Origin of the sequence: Pantoea sp. MT58 (genome assembly GCF_014495885.1) — a bacterium.
Taxonomy (GTDB): Bacteria; Pseudomonadota; Gammaproteobacteria; order Enterobacterales; family Enterobacteriaceae; genus Pantoea; species Pantoea eucalypti.
In genome coordinates, this window is sequence record NZ_CP061084.1 from 1 (window position 1) to 16,186 (window position 16,186).

Here is a 16,186-nt window from a genome sequence, read left to right on the forward strand (position 1 = left end):
ATGGCAGATAAAGACAACGAAAACAAAGCGTTACTAGAACCTTTTCTGTCTGTGACAAAAAACAGTGGTGAAGTTATCCAGCTTCATCCCAACAAGAATAATACCGTTCAGCCCGTCGCATTAATGCGTCTCGGGCTCTTTGTGCCAACGCTGAAATCGACCGCTCGCGGGAAATCCGGGGCGATGGCCTCAACAGATGCGACGAAAGAGCTAAAGAACCTGACGCTGGTGAAAGCGGAGGGTTACGAAAAGATTACCATTACCGGCGCGCGGCTGGATATGGATAACGATTTCAAAACCTGGGCAGGTATTATTCAGTCATTCTCGCGTTATCCGACCAAAGGCGACACGGTCACCCTGCCGTTTATTGATTTTGTGAAGATGTGCGGCATTCCCTCTGCTAACTCTTCTGCTGCGCTACGAAAACGCCTTGATGCCTCGCTACGACGTATTGCGACCAATACCCTCTCCTTTGAAGGCAATGGCAAGGCGTATCATACCCACCTGGTGCAGTCTGCTTATTACGACCGTGAAAAAGATATCGTCCGCATTCAGGCTGATCCTAAGCTGTTCGAACTTTATAATTTCGACCACAAAGTACTGCTTCAGCTCCGGGCCATCTCCCGCCTCAAGCGTAAAGAGTCTGCGCAGGCGCTCTACACCTTCCTGGAGAGTCTGCCGACCAATCCGGCACCCATCTCCCTTGCACGTTTGCGCATGCGTCTTAACCTCGGTTCAAAGACCACTACGCAGAACCACGTGGTAAGGCGCGCGATGGAGCAGCTAAAAGAGATCGGTTATCTGGATTATTCAGAAGTGAAGCGCGGCCGCTCTGTGTTTTTCATTATTCACAGTCGCACGCCTAAGCTTGATGGTATCGGTAATCTGGAGAGCATTGATTCGCTGGATGAGATCGAGTTTGAAGATTAACGCCTGACGTTTACTGTAATCAGCATTCCTGCGTGGCAGTGTCACTTCCTCTGAGCAGGATGACATTGCTTCCATCACTTCACCCTTCACTGTAATCAGTACTCCTCAGGCATTCACTGTAATCAGTATTGTTCACTGTAATCAGTAAAGGCTATGTGATGACCCGCGCCCCGATGTTAGCCTGCAACTCTCTACTCGTTTATTTATAAGGCTTTTAGAGTGAGTGTGTACTTACATACTTCTTTGCGAGTATCTGTCTTTGCCCTGTTTACTGATTACAGTGAATGTATGGATTCAGGTTAAGGGCACGTCTCTCTTTTACCGATTACAGTGAACGCTACTGATTACAGTGAATGTTAGTACTCTGTTGTGCCACTCAGGCTCATCGCGGGATCGTGCCTCCCAGTCAGTGATGACGGACAGGCCAGGCTGTTGATCAACGTGACACTGTTACTGATTACAGTGAATGTATGCAGGCTGACATCGTCCTCTTTCCTGCGCATTGCTGCCATCCCGTTTGCCATCTGGTCTACTGATTACAGTGAACGTTTATACCTGAAGCCCCATTCAGGGCAGTCCAGGTTGCTATGATTGAGCAGCGACGTCCTGCTGATTACAGTGAACGGTCTACTGAATACAGTGAATCTTTGTTGAGAGAATAGACGAGTTGTTGCGTCGGCTACTGATAACAGTGAATGTTACGTCACAAGAGTCATGCCCTTATTGATGTACAAAAGCAGAGGACCGCCTGCTCCAGGCTTGTCAGTCATAGCGTACACGTTGAAAGTCATAGTTTGTTTGTCACGGCTGGGCACCGGTTGGCGCTGTAAGAACGTGCACTCTCGACTGACTACAGTGAATGTTTGTGAAGTCCTTCCTGTGTCTACTGACTATAGTGAATGTCGTTCGCTTCAGTCAGGATTTACTGATTACAGTGAACGCAGACGAACCCTTATCCTCTTCACCACCGACCTACTCTGGCCTGGAATTTGGCGATGTCTGGCCTTTCATTTGGTCCCAATGCTTTATGACCCACTCACATTTAAATAGCCGGATATTGCTGACTACAGTGAACGTTTATGTCGCCCTACTCTTTCACGCTGACACCTGACAGACGCACCTACTGATTACAGTGAACGTTTTCTTTGGTAAGACTCACACCGGGGCAATGCTACTGATTACAGTGAACGTTTATACAGACAACGTTAAAACTCAGCATAGTGGGTGGCGCAACTGGCTACGTACCCACTAATCTCTTTAAAATACAGCTCATGACTGACTCACAAATCATCTGATATGACGTGGATTTGCTGATTACAGTGAACGCTTAGTGAGTATTGAGAGATACCCTGAACTCGTCTGCTCTCGTTTTGCATCAGGTTTTCGTATTCCACTCCCTGTTTATCTGCTCACTACAGTGAATGATCTGCTGATTACAGTGAATGCTCTGCAAATTTTATCTGCAAAGGCTATTCATACAGAATCAATAATGTGATGAAGCTCACCAAAATCCGTGTACTCACATAAAAACGCATATCATGTTGAGATGATAATTTATTGCCTCACGTGCAGGATTTCTGTATAAAGTCATAAATCCTACATGTTTGGAGCAACCATGGCTAACGATGACAAACAGGTGATGAAAGTTGCACAGCGTTCAGAACGCATGCTTCTTAGCCTTACCGACCAGATTCAGGCGCAGAAGCAGGAACTGCATGAAAATACGTACTATCAGGTCTATGCCAAAGCGGCGTTAGCAAAGTTGCCCAAACTGACCCGTGCCAGCGTCGATTACGCGGTGAATGAAATGGAAGAGAGCGGTTATCAGTTTGATAAACGGGCTGCCGGTTCTTCTGTTAAATATGCCATGTCGATTCAGAATATTATCGATATCTACCATCATCGTGGCGTGCCGAAATACCGGGATCGTCATAGTGATGCTTTCACTATTTTTGTGGGTAATCTCAAGGGCGGCGTTTCCAAAACCGTCTCTACGGTTTCACTGGCCCATGCGCTTCGTGCCCATCCTCATCTCTTATATGAAGATTTACGCATTCTGGTTATTGACCTCGACCCGCAGTCATCGGCAACCATGTTTTTGAATCACGAGCGTTCCGTTGGGCTGGTAGAAGCCACTGCCGCACAGGCGATGTTGCAAAACGTCTCCCGTGATGAACTGGTTAATGAATTTATTGTTCCGTCGATCATCCCTGGCGTGGATGTGCTGCCCGCGTCAATTGATGATGCTTTCATCGCCTCAAGCTGGGACCAGCTTTGTGCTGAGCATCTGCCAGAACAGAACGTCCATGCCGTGCTGTACGACAATGTGATTGCAAAACTTAAAAAAGATTATGACTTCATCTTTATCGACAGCGGCCCACATCTTGATGCTTTCCTGAAAAATGCGATTGCCGCTTCAGATCTCCTGATGACGCCGGTGCCACCCGCTCAGGTTGACTTCCATTCAACATTAAAATACCTGACACGTTTGCCGGAACTGATTGCGATTATCGAAGACTCCGGCGCCACCTGTCGCCTGCAGGGCAACATTGGCTTTATGTCAAAGCTCTCTAATAAAGCTGACCACAAACTCTGCCATAGCCTGGCAAAAGAGATTTTTGGCGGGGATATGCTCGATGCCGCCCTACCCCGCCTGGATGGGTTCGAACGTTGCGGTGAATCGTTTGATACGGTTATCTCAGCCAATCCGTCAACCTATGTCGGTAGCAGCGAAGCGTTGAAGAATGCACGTTCCGCGGCAGAGGATTTTGCAAAAGCCGTCTTCGACCGTATCGAATTTATTCGCCTGAACTGAGGTTTGTATGAGCGCAAAAAGAATTACGATTGGCAGAACCTTCAGCCAGACTCCACTGGAAAATGACACGAATGACAGCCAGCATAACCAGACATTTGTACTGGCAACGGGCAAGCGCGCCCAGTTTCGTTTTGAACGTATTGCGGCAAGTGATGTTGAAAGTAAGACATTCGTCACGATGGAAACGAATGGCCGCGATCAAACAGGACTGACACCTGACTCACTGCGCGACATTATTCGTACCATCAAGCTGCAGCAGTTTTTCCCGGCTATTGGCGTAATGCGTGATGAGCGCATAGAAATCCTGGATGGCTCTCGCAGACGTGCAGCCGCGCTTATCTGTAAAACCGGGCTGGACGTGCTGGTTACTGATGCTGCAATTACACCGGATGAAGCACGCAGACTGGCACAGGATATTCAGACTGCTCGCGAACACAATTTGCGTGAAGTGGGAATGCGACTGTTAACGCTTAAAGATGGCGGTCTGTCGCAGAAAGAAATCGCAGAAAACCAGGGCTTATCGCAAGCGAAAGTCACACGTGCGCTTCAGGCCGCCAGTGTGCCGTCAGATTTAATTGCACTCTTTCCTAATCAGGCTGAGCTTACCTATCCCGACTACAAAGCACTGCTTCAGGCTGCTGACAAATTGAGTGAGTCCGGACAAAGCACAGAAGCCCTGATTAAATCGATCTCGCGAGAAATTGATGTCGTCTGCGCCCGTGACGGGCTGGCTGAGGATGAGCTTAAAAATCACATTCTGCGTTTGATTCGACAGGGAAGTCAGACGCTGATGAAAGAACCGGAAAAAGACAAAACGCAGGCCACTGCGCTATGGTCATTTGCTGATAAAGATCGCTTTGCCCGTAAAAAGGTACGCGGTCGTATGTTCAGTTATGAATTTAACCGGCAATCAAAAGAGTTGCAGGAAGAGCTTGATAAAGTCATCGCTGAAACGCTCAAGAAATACCTTAACCGTTGAATCAACCTCACACCAATCAGCCAGCGCTTAACGCTGGCTTTTTTATTGGGACTGAGAGCAATTAAAGGGATGCAGAATCATGAATTTCAGGCTGAAATCGCCAGCCCGGAGCAAGGTGGTTCTTGTCTAAGCTTATGATTATTATTGGTTTTATAGAGTTTTCCCAGTTTTGCTGGCGCCTGAAATCGCCATATTATGTTGTCATGTAGTCAGAGCTGAAAATTATGAGTTAGCCGACCGGAAGACAATGAATAACAAAAGCGAATTTAATCTGATATAACAATAATCAACTTGCATCGATGTCAGCCTTCACTGAAAAAATAGTGTTAATGCAAGCACGTATTTTTCTGCTGGTTCATTAGTAACCAGTAACCTGAGATTTAACTTCTCCATAACTCGCTCCCTGAGGATAATGCGTAGGTCCCGCTGCGAAACTTTTGTCTGCAAAAGCCTCCGCCAGTATAATGTTCTATTAAATCATTGTTTTTAAATGTAAATTGCAGTTAATTTCAGCCTGAAATCGCCACTTGGTTAATGGCTATTCTTTGTTGAAACTGCACATGCCTGGAAAAATGAGCGCCTCTATGAATCTCACATTACGGTCAGAGAGGTCATGGAGAGTGCATGAAAAAAGATACTCATAAAATATCCCTCACTTATCCACAGAAAAAGTGGATAACTTTTTTCTCGTAACAAACTTATTTTCTGAGCAATAGCATGTTCACGGTATGGATCTCAGCGTAAAGGTATCAGGAATGGATTAGAGCACTGAACGCGTCAGTGTTGAATCACAACCTGAAACCCGGTAAGCATCAGATTCACTATGTTGTGTAGACTAACTGAGCGTCGCCAGCTAAACCCTATGCAGATGTCATTAAGCAGCATGAAAACAAAAACTATAAACAATCGCTGTTTACAGTGAATCTGGCATTACGCCGTTCTCAACGTAACCATCCCCTTTATCAGTGCCAGTTTACCCGCACTATCAGAATCAGGCGGCAGATAAACCCGCTGACCACTGCAATCAGTAAACAGAGTGTTGTGCAGCGTTGCACCACAGCACTTTTTATCATCCTGTGATATTTCATAAAGCAGGCTTTAAAGTGGCGAATAGATTTTAATGCTCAGCATCTCAAAAACATCTGACTTCTATATCCCACCAATATGTCTATTCCTTTACCTGCTTTGAGCTCACCTCGCGACCTTATCCCAGTCAGCAAGCAGTAATCAGTAATCAGGATTGTTGATTTGATTCGCTCGTTGCTAAGGACTTCACCACTGATTAAGCGGCGAACCAGGCAACCGTCACGTCTTCAGTAGTGGATGGTTAGCTGAGAATGAGCTGCGCAGCGGCACTCAGCAAACAAGAAACGGTATGGTCAGCACATTCAATAGAGCTGTGAACACAGACCTGTACTGCTTCACAGCATGGCGAGTCTGTGGCGCATTCCAGTCGGTACGTCAGGGATTCGAAGTCAGAAAAGACGTTCAGGTGGTCACGGTTACTCCAGTCTCTTTCTTTAATTATTTATCTCCCCCTGAAAGGCGTATTGCTAAAGCTAACTTTCAAATACCGTCTACACTTCGTTGCCCAATCGGTAAATATGTTCCATTTCTATTCCGTATGAAATGTAATCAAACGGATGTTTAACTTATTAATGGCAGGAATATTATGAGTACGAATACACCAGACTCTGGTGAAGCAGGCGATCACGCGCCTGCGGATACGGTACGCCAACGCATTTTTCTCGTGGTGCTGGTTGCCACTATGGGCGCGCTGGCTTTTGGCTATGACACCGGGATTATTTCGGGTGCGTTACCTTATATGAGTTCACCACCCGGTCAGGGCGGCCTGGGACTGAATTCATTCACTGAAGGCCTGGTAGCTTCTTCGCTGGTGTTCGGCGCGGCCATCGGTTCTTTCCTGAGTGGTTTCTTTTCTGATCGTTTTGGCCGCCGTATTACGTTACGCAGCCTTGCAGTCATTTTTGTTCTGGGTTCACTGGGAACGGCGCTGGCGCCCTCGGTGAATATTATGGTGGCGATGCGCTTCCTGCTGGGGATTGCTGTCGGCGGTGGCTCTTCAACTGTACCGGTGTTTATTGCCGAGATTGCCGGACCGCGCCTGCGTGCACCTCTGGTAAGCCGCAATGAGCTGATGATCGTGACCGGACAGCTTATTGCCTATGTCGCCAGTACGCTTCTGAGTTATCTGCTGCATGATGAACATCTGTGGCGTTACATGCTGGCGATTGCGATGGTACCGGGATTCCTGCTGTTCATCGGCACGTTCTTCGTTCCTGCGTCCCCACACTGGCTGGTGGCGGAAGGGCGCTTAAAAGAGGCGAAAAAGATTCTGAAGTATCTGCGTGAAACGCCGCGCGAAGTGCGTCATGAGATGGCGCAGATGAAGAAGCAGGCGAGGGCGGCAGAACGCGGGCCGGATGCGAAAACACTGATCCGTGAGAAGTGGGTTATCCGTCTGATGATTATTGGTGTAGGACTGGGCTTTGTCGCGCAGTTTACTGGCGTCAACGGCTTCATGTACTACACACCGATCATTCTGAAGTCGACTGGTCTGGGGACCAGTGCCTCAATCGCCGCCACCATCGGTAATGGCGTGGTTTCTGTTCTGGCCACGTTTGTCGGTATCTGGGCCATTAGTCGCTTCCCGCGTCGCACCATGCTGATTACGGGTTTATGTCTGGTCATCACGGCACAGATCATGCTGGGCAGCGTGCTGACCTTTATGAGCTCCAGTGTGATGCAGAGCTATCTCGCCCTGGCATGCATTCTGATGTTCCTGTTCTGTATGCAGATGTGCATCTCGCCGGTTTACTGGCTGATGATGTCGGAGCTGTTCCCGATGCAACTGCGTGGCGTATTAACCGGTGGTGCCGTCTCACTACAGTGGATATTTAATGCTGTGGTGGCATTTGGTTTCCCACCTGTTATGGAATATGCAGGCAGCACAACCTTCTTTATCTTTGCTGCAATTAATGTCGGGTCGCTATTCTTTGTGATGGCGATGGTTCCCGAGACGCGCGGCAAGAGCCTTGAAGAGATTGAGTCCCACATGAAAGAGAAGTTCGGTGAAAAGCGCAGAGAGGCTGAAGCGTTATAAGCCCTCAACGGATTCGGCCTGACGGTCGGATCCGGTTTTACGCCGTTACCATTCCCCGCTAATTCATCCCTAATCGCTTCCCTTCATCTCCAGGCCGCCAAAGCATTCACTGTAATCAGCAAATATTCTGTTCTATTTTTATACAGCGCTGGCGATTTCAGGCTGAAATCGCCAGCGTCTCTCTCTGCATTTTTCCGCTAAGTCTTTCTGTAAATCCGGATTAAGCTAGCATGACTACTGACAATGATCGCATCCCACTCTCCGCTATAATCGCAGCTTTTTATTCGCGTGGTGTCATTATGTGTTTTAATTTTTCAGGAAAGGACGTATGAACCGGAAGTGGAAAACGGCTAAACGCAGACTCTGGCGGCTGGGGATAGTGACGGGGCTGGTATTACTGCTACTTCTGATTATCCGCATTTATGAAGCCGAGCGCGGACCGGAGTTAAAGCGCTGGCACACCTGGATTCCCCATGAGCTGACCGCGAGCCAGCTGGATAACGCAACTTATGCTGATTATCTCAATGCCGAAGACCATCTTTTTAATGAGATGAAGCAGCAGGTCAGCAACAAACTTGAAGCTGAAGACAAAACGCCACTTAATCGATATTACGCCGGCAGCATGATCTATCCTGGCCGTTTCGTGCAGGACTGGAATCGTTCTTATATCCTGCGACCAACAGGCACCCCGCGCGGTGCCGTTGTCCTGTTACATGGTCTGACCGACAGTCCCTATAGCCTGCGTCATGTGGCAGACGTTTATTATCAACAGGGTTATGCGGTCGTCGCGATAAGGTTACCGGGTCACGGTACGGTGCCTGCCGGTTTGACGGATGTAGACTGGCAGGACTGGATGGCCGCCACACGTCTCGCAGTGAGAGAAGCGACCCGTCTGGCAGGCACGCAGACGCCGCTGCATCTGGTCGGTTTCTCTAACGGTGGGGCGCTGGCGGTAAAATACGCGCTCGACAGCCTGGATGATCACACACTGCGTCGTCCGCAACAGCTCATACTGTTATCGCCGATGATTGGTGTAACGCGTTTTGCCCGCTTTGCCGGTATTGCCGGGCTGCCCGCTGTATTTCCGGCGTTTTCAAAAACCGCGTGGCTGAACATCGTGCCGGAGTTTAATCCCTTTAAATATAACTCTTTCCCGGTTCACGCTGCCCGTCAGACCTATTTGCTGACGCAGGCGCTGCAGAAAGAGATCCAGCTTTACGCACGGAATAAACAGCTGTCTGCCTTCCCGCCGGTACTCACTTTCCAGTCGGTTATGGATTCTACTGTCAGCACATCCTCGGTGATCCGCTCGTTGTACAATTTCCTGCCGGAGAATGGCAGTGAGCTGGTGCTATTCGATATCAATCAGGCGGTCAGCGTCAGTCCGCTATTTCGTCACTCCTCATACACCGCGGTAAATCAGCTTTTGCCCGCTGCCCGTCGCCGTTATGCCTCAACGGTTATCACTAATGCCTCAGCGACGTCGCTGGAAATGGTAACGAAAAGCGTGCCTGCCGGTGAGATTCAGGAACAGATTAAACCGCTGGCAATTGATTATCCGGCAGGTCTCTACTCGCTGTCACATGTTGCCATTCCATTTCCTGCTGAGGATGGTTTATATGGCAGTGCACCCGCTAAGAAGAATGAGTTTGGTATTAGTTTTGGGACGCTGTCACTACGCGGAGAGAGTGCCGTGCTGATTGTCGGGCTGGACTCGATCATGCGTGCTACCTCCAACCCGTTTTACCCTTACATGATTGAACAAATTGATCACCAAATCAGTTGCAGCGACAAGCCGCCACTGGCAGCCTGCCTGAGCCATTTCTGAACCACCAGAGAATCAGGCCCGCAAATTGCGGGCCAGATGTTATATCGCGTTCAGCTTTTCCATCACCTCATCTGACAGTTGCAGACTGGCACTGGCGAGGTTTTCTTTAAGGTGTTCCGGCGATGACGTACCCGGAATCAGCAGAATATTGGGCGAGCGCCGCAGTAGCCACGCGAGTGCGACCTGCATCGGCGTAGCCTTCAGGGATACTGCGACCTCATTAAGCCGATCCGATTGCAGCGGGGAGAAACCGCCCAGTGGAAAAAACGGCACGTAAGCGATGCCCTGTTGCGCCAGCTGATCCACCAGTTCATCATCCTGTCGATGCGCGAGGTTATACATATTCTGCACGCAGACAATCGGTGTGATGGCCTGCGCTTCTGCAATTTGTGTGGCAGTGACGTTGCTCAGGCCAATGTGCCGAATCAGTCCCCGAGCCTGTAACGCCAGCAACGCCTCCAGCTGTGGCATCAGGGAGCCCTCTTTAGGTTTAGCCGGATGCAACATACTGCGCAGGTTCACGACCTCAATCACGTCCAGCCCAAGGTTGCGCAGGTTATCTTCCACTGCCTGCGTCAGCGCCTCGGGTTCCATCGCCGCCTGCCAGCCACCTTTCGCATCGCGACGGGCGCCTACTTTGGTGACAATGCAGAGATCCTGAGGATAAGGATAGAGCGCCTTTTTGATTAACTGATTGGTTTCATGCGGCCCGTAAAAGTCGCTGGTGTCGATATGATTGACACCAGCCGCGATAGCGTCGCGCAGAACCTGTATTGCCCTGGCTTCATCTTTCACTGGGCCGAAGACACCTGGCCCGGCTAATTGCATCGCGCCGTAACCAAGACGGTTGACTTCACGATCGCCTAACGGATAAGTCATGGTGGTATTTGACATGAAAACCTCCTGCGTGAATGTAGATCAATTGTAACGGTGATTTAGCTGTGCAACTATCGGGTGAAATCAGGACGGACTGTACGGGGTGGTGCACAATGGCGATCGATATGGCGCTGCTTGATGCTGTAGTCGCGGTAGCAAAAGCAGGAGGATTTCGGGAAGCGGCGCGCGTGACCGGAAGCAATGCCTCACGGCTCAGCGATGCGGTGCGCCGGGCAGAACAGCAACTGGGTATCCGACTGTTTCACCGCACCACCCGCACCGTCGTGTTAACCGAAGCGGGCAGGGCGCTGATGGAACGTCTGCTGCCTGCGATGAACGAAGTTAATGCTGCACTGGATGCGGTCAATTGCTACCGTAATACGCCTGGTGGGACGCTGCGTCTGAATGTCCCGGTTAGTGCCACCCGGCTGATACTGCCCGCGCTGGTACCGGAATTTCTGCAGCGTTATCCTGATATCCGGCTGGAAATCGTTGCGGAAAGCAATGTACAGGATGTTTTTCGTGACGGCTGTGACGCCGGGATTCGCTACGATGAGCGGCTGGAGCAGGATACGGTGGTGATACCTATAGGCCCGCGTCTGCAGCGTTTCGCGCTGGCAGCCTCACCGGCCTATCTTGCTGAATATGGCCGCCCGGAACATCCACGCGATCTTATCCATCATCGCTGTCTGCGGGGTCGCTACGCCAGCGGCATCATGGCGGAGTGGACCTTCAGCCGCGAGGGTGAGGAAATCAGTGTTGAAACCAGCGGGCCGCTGGTGGTCACCGTCGGGGGTGCTATGGATCTGGCAGTAGACGCGGCCATTGCCGGAAGCGGCATAATTTATCTGTTTGATGAGTGGCTCCGTCCAGCCCTGGACAGCGGCAAACTGGAACCGCTGCTGCAGTCCTGGTGGCTGACCTTTTCCGGCCCGTGGCTCTACTACAGCGATCGGCGTCTGATTCCGGCGCCGCTTAAGGCTTTCATCGACTTTGTACGCGAAACAAACGAGCGCGAAAAAACTCAGCTATACCAGCTGAAGCCTTGCGGCACGCGTGAAAATCCGGCGTGACGCAGTGCGTTAAGCAGCGATGACTGCGTCACCGGTTCCCCATCTACCGTTTCCAGGGTAAAACTCGCCGACTTATCCCGTTTCAGCGCCATGCCCAGCACCGCCACCGCCGTCTGAAGCCGCGCGGGCTCTTCACTGAACGTCAGTAACTCTTTACCTGCTGGGGTCAGATAAAGTATCAGCGCACCGCCTGCGATCACAACCCGGCCACCCTGACGACGGGTCGGGCGAATACCGCTGGCATGGACCGGCCAGCTCAGCATTGCCCCAAACGGATTAGCCGGGTCGAGTGCGCTGAGTGCTACAGCCTCTGTCAGCGTTTCCGGGTTATCTGCCAGCACCCGAAGCCGCTCAATGGTCGGTTGGTCGGCAAACTGCGCACCGCCTGCCCCGGCGACAAACTGACCGCGCAGCAGCCGACCGGCATCTTCCATGCCACGTAAAACCGGCTGCAAAGCCGGAAATCCCCCGGGGATCTGTTCCGATACCGCGCAGCCACGGGTGATCACCCCGTAACGGTCGAGCAGGTTTTCTGCCAGTGACAGGCCAAGCCGGGCAGGCGTAATTTCCTGTCTGCGAATCCGCGACCAGCGACCCGCCAGCATATTAACCGCAGGCCGGCGGGCGGGAAGCGCGCCTGGAGATAAGCGCTGTCCAAATCGGGTGCGCAGAGAACGCGTTGGGCGCGAACGGGTCATGACTGGTGTGGTCAGTAATCCACGTACCGCAATCCAGCTGTCGGAACTGACGTAGCCCTGCCACACCAGCTGCCACAGGGCATCATTGATTTCAGTGGGATGGGTCTCCTCATTTTCCATCTGCGCCATGATCTCATGAACAAACCACGAGCCACCGCGGCTTAATGCGTCGATAGTTGCTTGTTGTATCGATGTAAGGGGCTGGGTTGTGTCAATGACCGGCAGCGTTTCATCAGCAAATTCAGTCAGGTGAAACGAGATCAGACCATCACTCTGGCCCAGCGCTTTATGTCCGCACCAGATTACTTCGCCATTGGCTAACAGTTCGTCGAGCATCGCAGGCTGATAGTCGACTATCCGGGCGCGCAAAATTTGTGACTCCCACAACGAGGCAGGCAACGGCACACCCGCCAGTTGCTCGATCACCCGTAATAGCCCGTTGGTGCCCGATAGCTCTTCACGCTGCGCGCTAAGCAAGCCGTGACGCTCCAGCAGCAGACTGCCCCAGGCGGTGGGTGAAACAGGTCGGGTTGCTTCGCGTGCTGACTGCAGTGAACGTAAGCGCAGCCGTTTGAAGATGTCTGAGGAGACCCACTCTGTTTCCGATTTGTCCGCTACTGTGCCCATATTCAGCAGGCTGCCCTGCTGAAGCAGGGTAAACAGCACCTCATTCACTACGGCCACTCCCAGTCCAAAATGTGTAGCCAGCTGTTGAGCGTTAAAGAGCGTATGGGTCCGTGCGTAGCGGTTAATCAGATCGGGTAGTGGAGCAGCTTGTGGCACCAGAAATGTCGCGGGCAGGTCATCAGGCAATACCACGGAAAGCGCATCACGCAGGCGAGCCGCATCTTCAATCACCGCCCAGCGCAGTTCACCCGCGAGGATAACCGGAATGATTCGCCGGGCCGCAGAAAACTGCGCCAGTGCTTCTTTGATCTGCGTATCGTTGCCGCTAAAACGTGCCGCGATATCAGCAAGGGAGAGAGGACCGAGGTCGCGGAGCAGGTCGATGAGGCTTTCGGCATGCTGTGCGTGATAGCGGGTGTCAAAACGCTGCAATTCCTTTTCAACCTGTTCAACAACGTCTGGTGCCAGTAAATCACGCTTGCTGGTCTGGCCAAGCAGTTCACCCAGTAGATTACTGTCGAGCGCCAGCAATGACGCGCGCCGTTCTGCCTGGGGTGCATCGCTGGCATAGATAAACTCGGCGACATAGCCGAAAAGCAGTGGCGCAGCGAAAGGGGAGGGGTGTTCGGTCGTCACCTCTACCATTTTTATCTGGTCCAGAGCCAGCTTTTCCATGAGCTGGTGCAATGCAGGCAGATCGTAGACATCCTGCAGGCATTCGCGGGCGGTTTCGATCAGGATCGGGAAGTCGTCAAACTGACGGGCGACTTCCAGCAACTGACCTGCACGCAACCGCTGCTGCCAGAGCGGCGAACGCTTGCCCGGATTACGCCTCGGCAGCAACAGCGCGCGTGAGGCACATTCCCGGAAGCGGGCGGCAAACAGCGCCGACTGGCCGACACTCTGGGTGACCTCCTGAGTAAGCGAGTCGGCATCGAACCGGAACAGGTCAGCGGCGGGTAAATGCCCCTCACTGGCAGGAAAGCGGGCTACAATGCCGTCATCGCTGGCCGCAACAGAGGCATCGATACCCATACGTTGCTGGATACGAGCAGCAATCGCCAGCGCCCAGGGCGCATTAACCCGTTTTCCCCACGGCGAATGCAGGATGACCCGCCAGTCGACGATTTCATCACGGCAGCGTTCTATCAGCAACGTGCGATCATCCGGCACGACACCGGTAGCCGCGCGCTGTTCAGCCAGCAAAGTCAGCAGATTCGTTACTGCACGGGCATCGAGTCCCAGCGCGTGAAGCTGTTGCTGTGCATCGTCCGGTGATGCCGCGTTTAGCTGACGCAAAAACATTCCCAGACTTGCCCCCGAATCCGCCGAGCGACCCACGCCTTCTCCTCTCCAGAAGGGCAGACGAGCGGGACGACCAGGTGCGGGCACTACCTGCACCTGATCATGGGTAATCTTCTGGATTCGCCATGACGTCGCGCCCAGGGTAATGATGTCGTTGACCCGCGACTCATAAACCATCTCTTCATCCAGTTCGCCAACCCGGCGGGATCCCGCCTGTTCTTCACCTTCTGGCAGAATGACGCTGAACATCCCGCGATCGGGAATGGTGCCGCCGCTGGTTACGGCCAGATGCTGCGCGCCAGGTCGTGCCGTGAGCATTCCACTCAGGCGATCCCATACCAGTTGCGGGCGCAGCTGAGCAAAGGCATCTGATGGAAATTTGCCCGCCAGCATATCGAGAGTGGCATCAAAGAGACGTCGTGACAGCGTGCGGAACGGATCAGCACGGCAGACCTGCGCATACCATTCGTCGGCCTGCAGGGGATCCATAGCGACAGCGGCCAGCGTCTGCTGCGCCAGGATATCGAGCGGGTTACGCGGCGGCGCCAGCGCATCAAGCTGACCCGCCCGCATCGACTCTATTATGACGGCGGAATCCAGCAGATCGCGTCGTGTGCGCGGAAACAGAATGCCGGTTGATACGCCGCCTACCTGATGTCCGGCGCGACCCACACGCTGCAGTGCACTGGCCACTGACAAAGGTGCGCCCACCTGGACTACCAGATCCACCGGCCCCATATCGATGCCAAGTTCCAGGCTAGACGTCGCCACCACGCAGCGCAGTCTGCCCTGTTTCAGCGCGGCTTCAATCTCGCCTCGCTGTTCTTTGGAGACAGAACCATGGTGCGAGCGGGCAATTAGATCGTCGTCATTTGTGCGCTCTGCATCCTGAACCTCAGCCGTTGCCTGCTGCGCCAGATAGCGCGCATTGAGCCGTGCAGTCAGTTTCTCTGCCAGCCCTCGCGAATTCACGAATACCAGCGTAGCGCGATGGGCCATGACCTGCTGCAGAATGCGCGCTTCAATGTGCGGCCAGATCGATCCGCTGGCAGAGGTGACGTCATCTGTCAGGTTATCAGCGCTGGCAATGTCAGTCATATCCTCAACCGGCACCTCAATCGTCAGATGCAGCGTGCGATTGGCCGCTGGGTTCACCACCTGCACTGGCTGACAGCCGCCCAGGAAGGCCGCGACCCGTTCCACCGGCCGCACGGTGGCGGACAGGCCAATGCGCTGGGCGGGCTTCGGCAACAGCGCATCCAGCCGTTCCAGGCTCAGTGCCAGCTGAGAACCGCGCTTTGATCCCGCGACTGCATGTACCTCATCGACTATCACCGTGGTCACGCCCTTCAGTGTCGTGCGCGCTTTTGACGTCAGCATCAGAAACAGTGATTCAGGTGTGGTGATCAGGATATCAGGCGGGCGACGCAATAATCTGGCGCGCTCAGTGCTTGGCGTATCGCCCGACCGCATGCCAATATTCAGTGTGATTTCGGGCTCATTCAGTGCCTGCCGCTCGGCGTAAACGCCTGCCAGCGGCAGATTCAGATTGCGCTGCACGTCGGCGGCCAGCGCTTTAACCGGAGAGATATAGAGTATGCGGGTAGTGGTTTCACGCGTGGGTGCTGGCTGGCTGGTTCTGACCTGAAACAGCGTGTCGATGGCGGTGAGGAAAGCCGCCAGTGTTTTTCCTGAGCCGGTAGGCGCGATGACCAGTGCATGTTCACCACGGGCAATCGCCTGCCAGGCCGCCTGCTGTACCGGTGTCGGCGCAGCAAACGCTCCTGAAAACCAGCGTCGGGTGGCGGGAGAAAACCTGGCTAAAACGGTATCTGATTGGGATTTCGACATCATACTCACGGTATTACGCAACCACTGCGCCTGAAATTTATCCGTTGAGTGTAAGTGAAAATCACGGTTTCAGGACGACA

The 16,186-nt window shown here is 52.6% G+C and carries 8 protein-coding genes; 6 read left to right on the forward strand and 2 right to left on the reverse strand.

Features of this window, described 5'->3' with window-relative positions:
- The 5 genes from IAI47_RS18855 to IAI47_RS18875 all read left to right on the forward strand — a co-directional run bounded on the left by IAI47_RS18855 (position 1) and on the right by IAI47_RS18875 (position 9,676).
- Positions 1-930: a RepB family plasmid replication initiator protein gene (locus IAI47_RS18855; protein ID WP_003855845.1), complete on the forward strand. Its 930-nt coding sequence runs from the start codon at positions 1-3 to the stop codon at positions 928-930.
- A gap of 1,615 nt (positions 931-2,545) precedes the next feature.
- Entirely contained in the window at positions 2,546-3,745 is a 1,200-nt protein-coding gene (locus IAI47_RS18860) for an AAA family ATPase (protein WP_003855844.1), read from the forward strand.
- 7 nt (positions 3,746-3,752) lie between these two features.
- Complete coding sequence (locus tag IAI47_RS18865) at positions 3,753-4,724, forward strand: ParB family protein (protein WP_003855842.1); 972 nt, start codon at positions 3,753-3,755, stop codon at positions 4,722-4,724.
- A gap of 1,672 nt (positions 4,725-6,396) precedes the next feature.
- On the forward strand, positions 6,397-7,848 hold the full coding sequence (locus IAI47_RS18870) for a sugar porter family MFS transporter (RefSeq protein ID WP_003848221.1): 1,452 nt from the start codon (positions 6,397-6,399) through the stop codon (positions 7,846-7,848).
- A 328-nt stretch (positions 7,849-8,176) separates the two neighbouring features.
- Entirely contained in the window at positions 8,177-9,676 is a 1,500-nt protein-coding gene (locus tag IAI47_RS18875) for a carboxylesterase (RefSeq protein WP_008924461.1), read from the forward strand.
- A 39-nt stretch (positions 9,677-9,715) separates the two neighbouring features.
- On the opposite strand, the gene IAI47_RS18880 is transcribed toward IAI47_RS18875, so the two are convergent.
- Positions 9,716-10,570, reverse strand: a complete 855-nt coding sequence (locus tag IAI47_RS18880) for an aldo/keto reductase family oxidoreductase (RefSeq protein WP_008924462.1) — start codon at positions 10,568-10,570, stop codon at positions 9,716-9,718.
- A gap of 95 nt (positions 10,571-10,665) precedes the next feature.
- Here IAI47_RS18880 and IAI47_RS18885 point away from each other — a divergent pair, with 95 nt between their 5' ends.
- Positions 10,666-11,625: a LysR family transcriptional regulator gene (locus tag IAI47_RS18885; protein WP_008924463.1), complete on the forward strand. Its 960-nt coding sequence runs from the start codon at positions 10,666-10,668 to the stop codon at positions 11,623-11,625.
- Here the strand turns inward: IAI47_RS18885 and IAI47_RS18890 are convergent.
- Positions 11,577-16,109: an ATP-dependent helicase gene (locus tag IAI47_RS18890; protein WP_033742818.1), complete on the reverse strand. Its 4,533-nt coding sequence runs from the start codon at positions 16,107-16,109 to the stop codon at positions 11,577-11,579. The two genes, IAI47_RS18885 and IAI47_RS18890, sit on opposite strands and share 49 nt — an antisense overlap.
- Positions 16,110-16,186 lie beyond the last annotated feature (77 nt).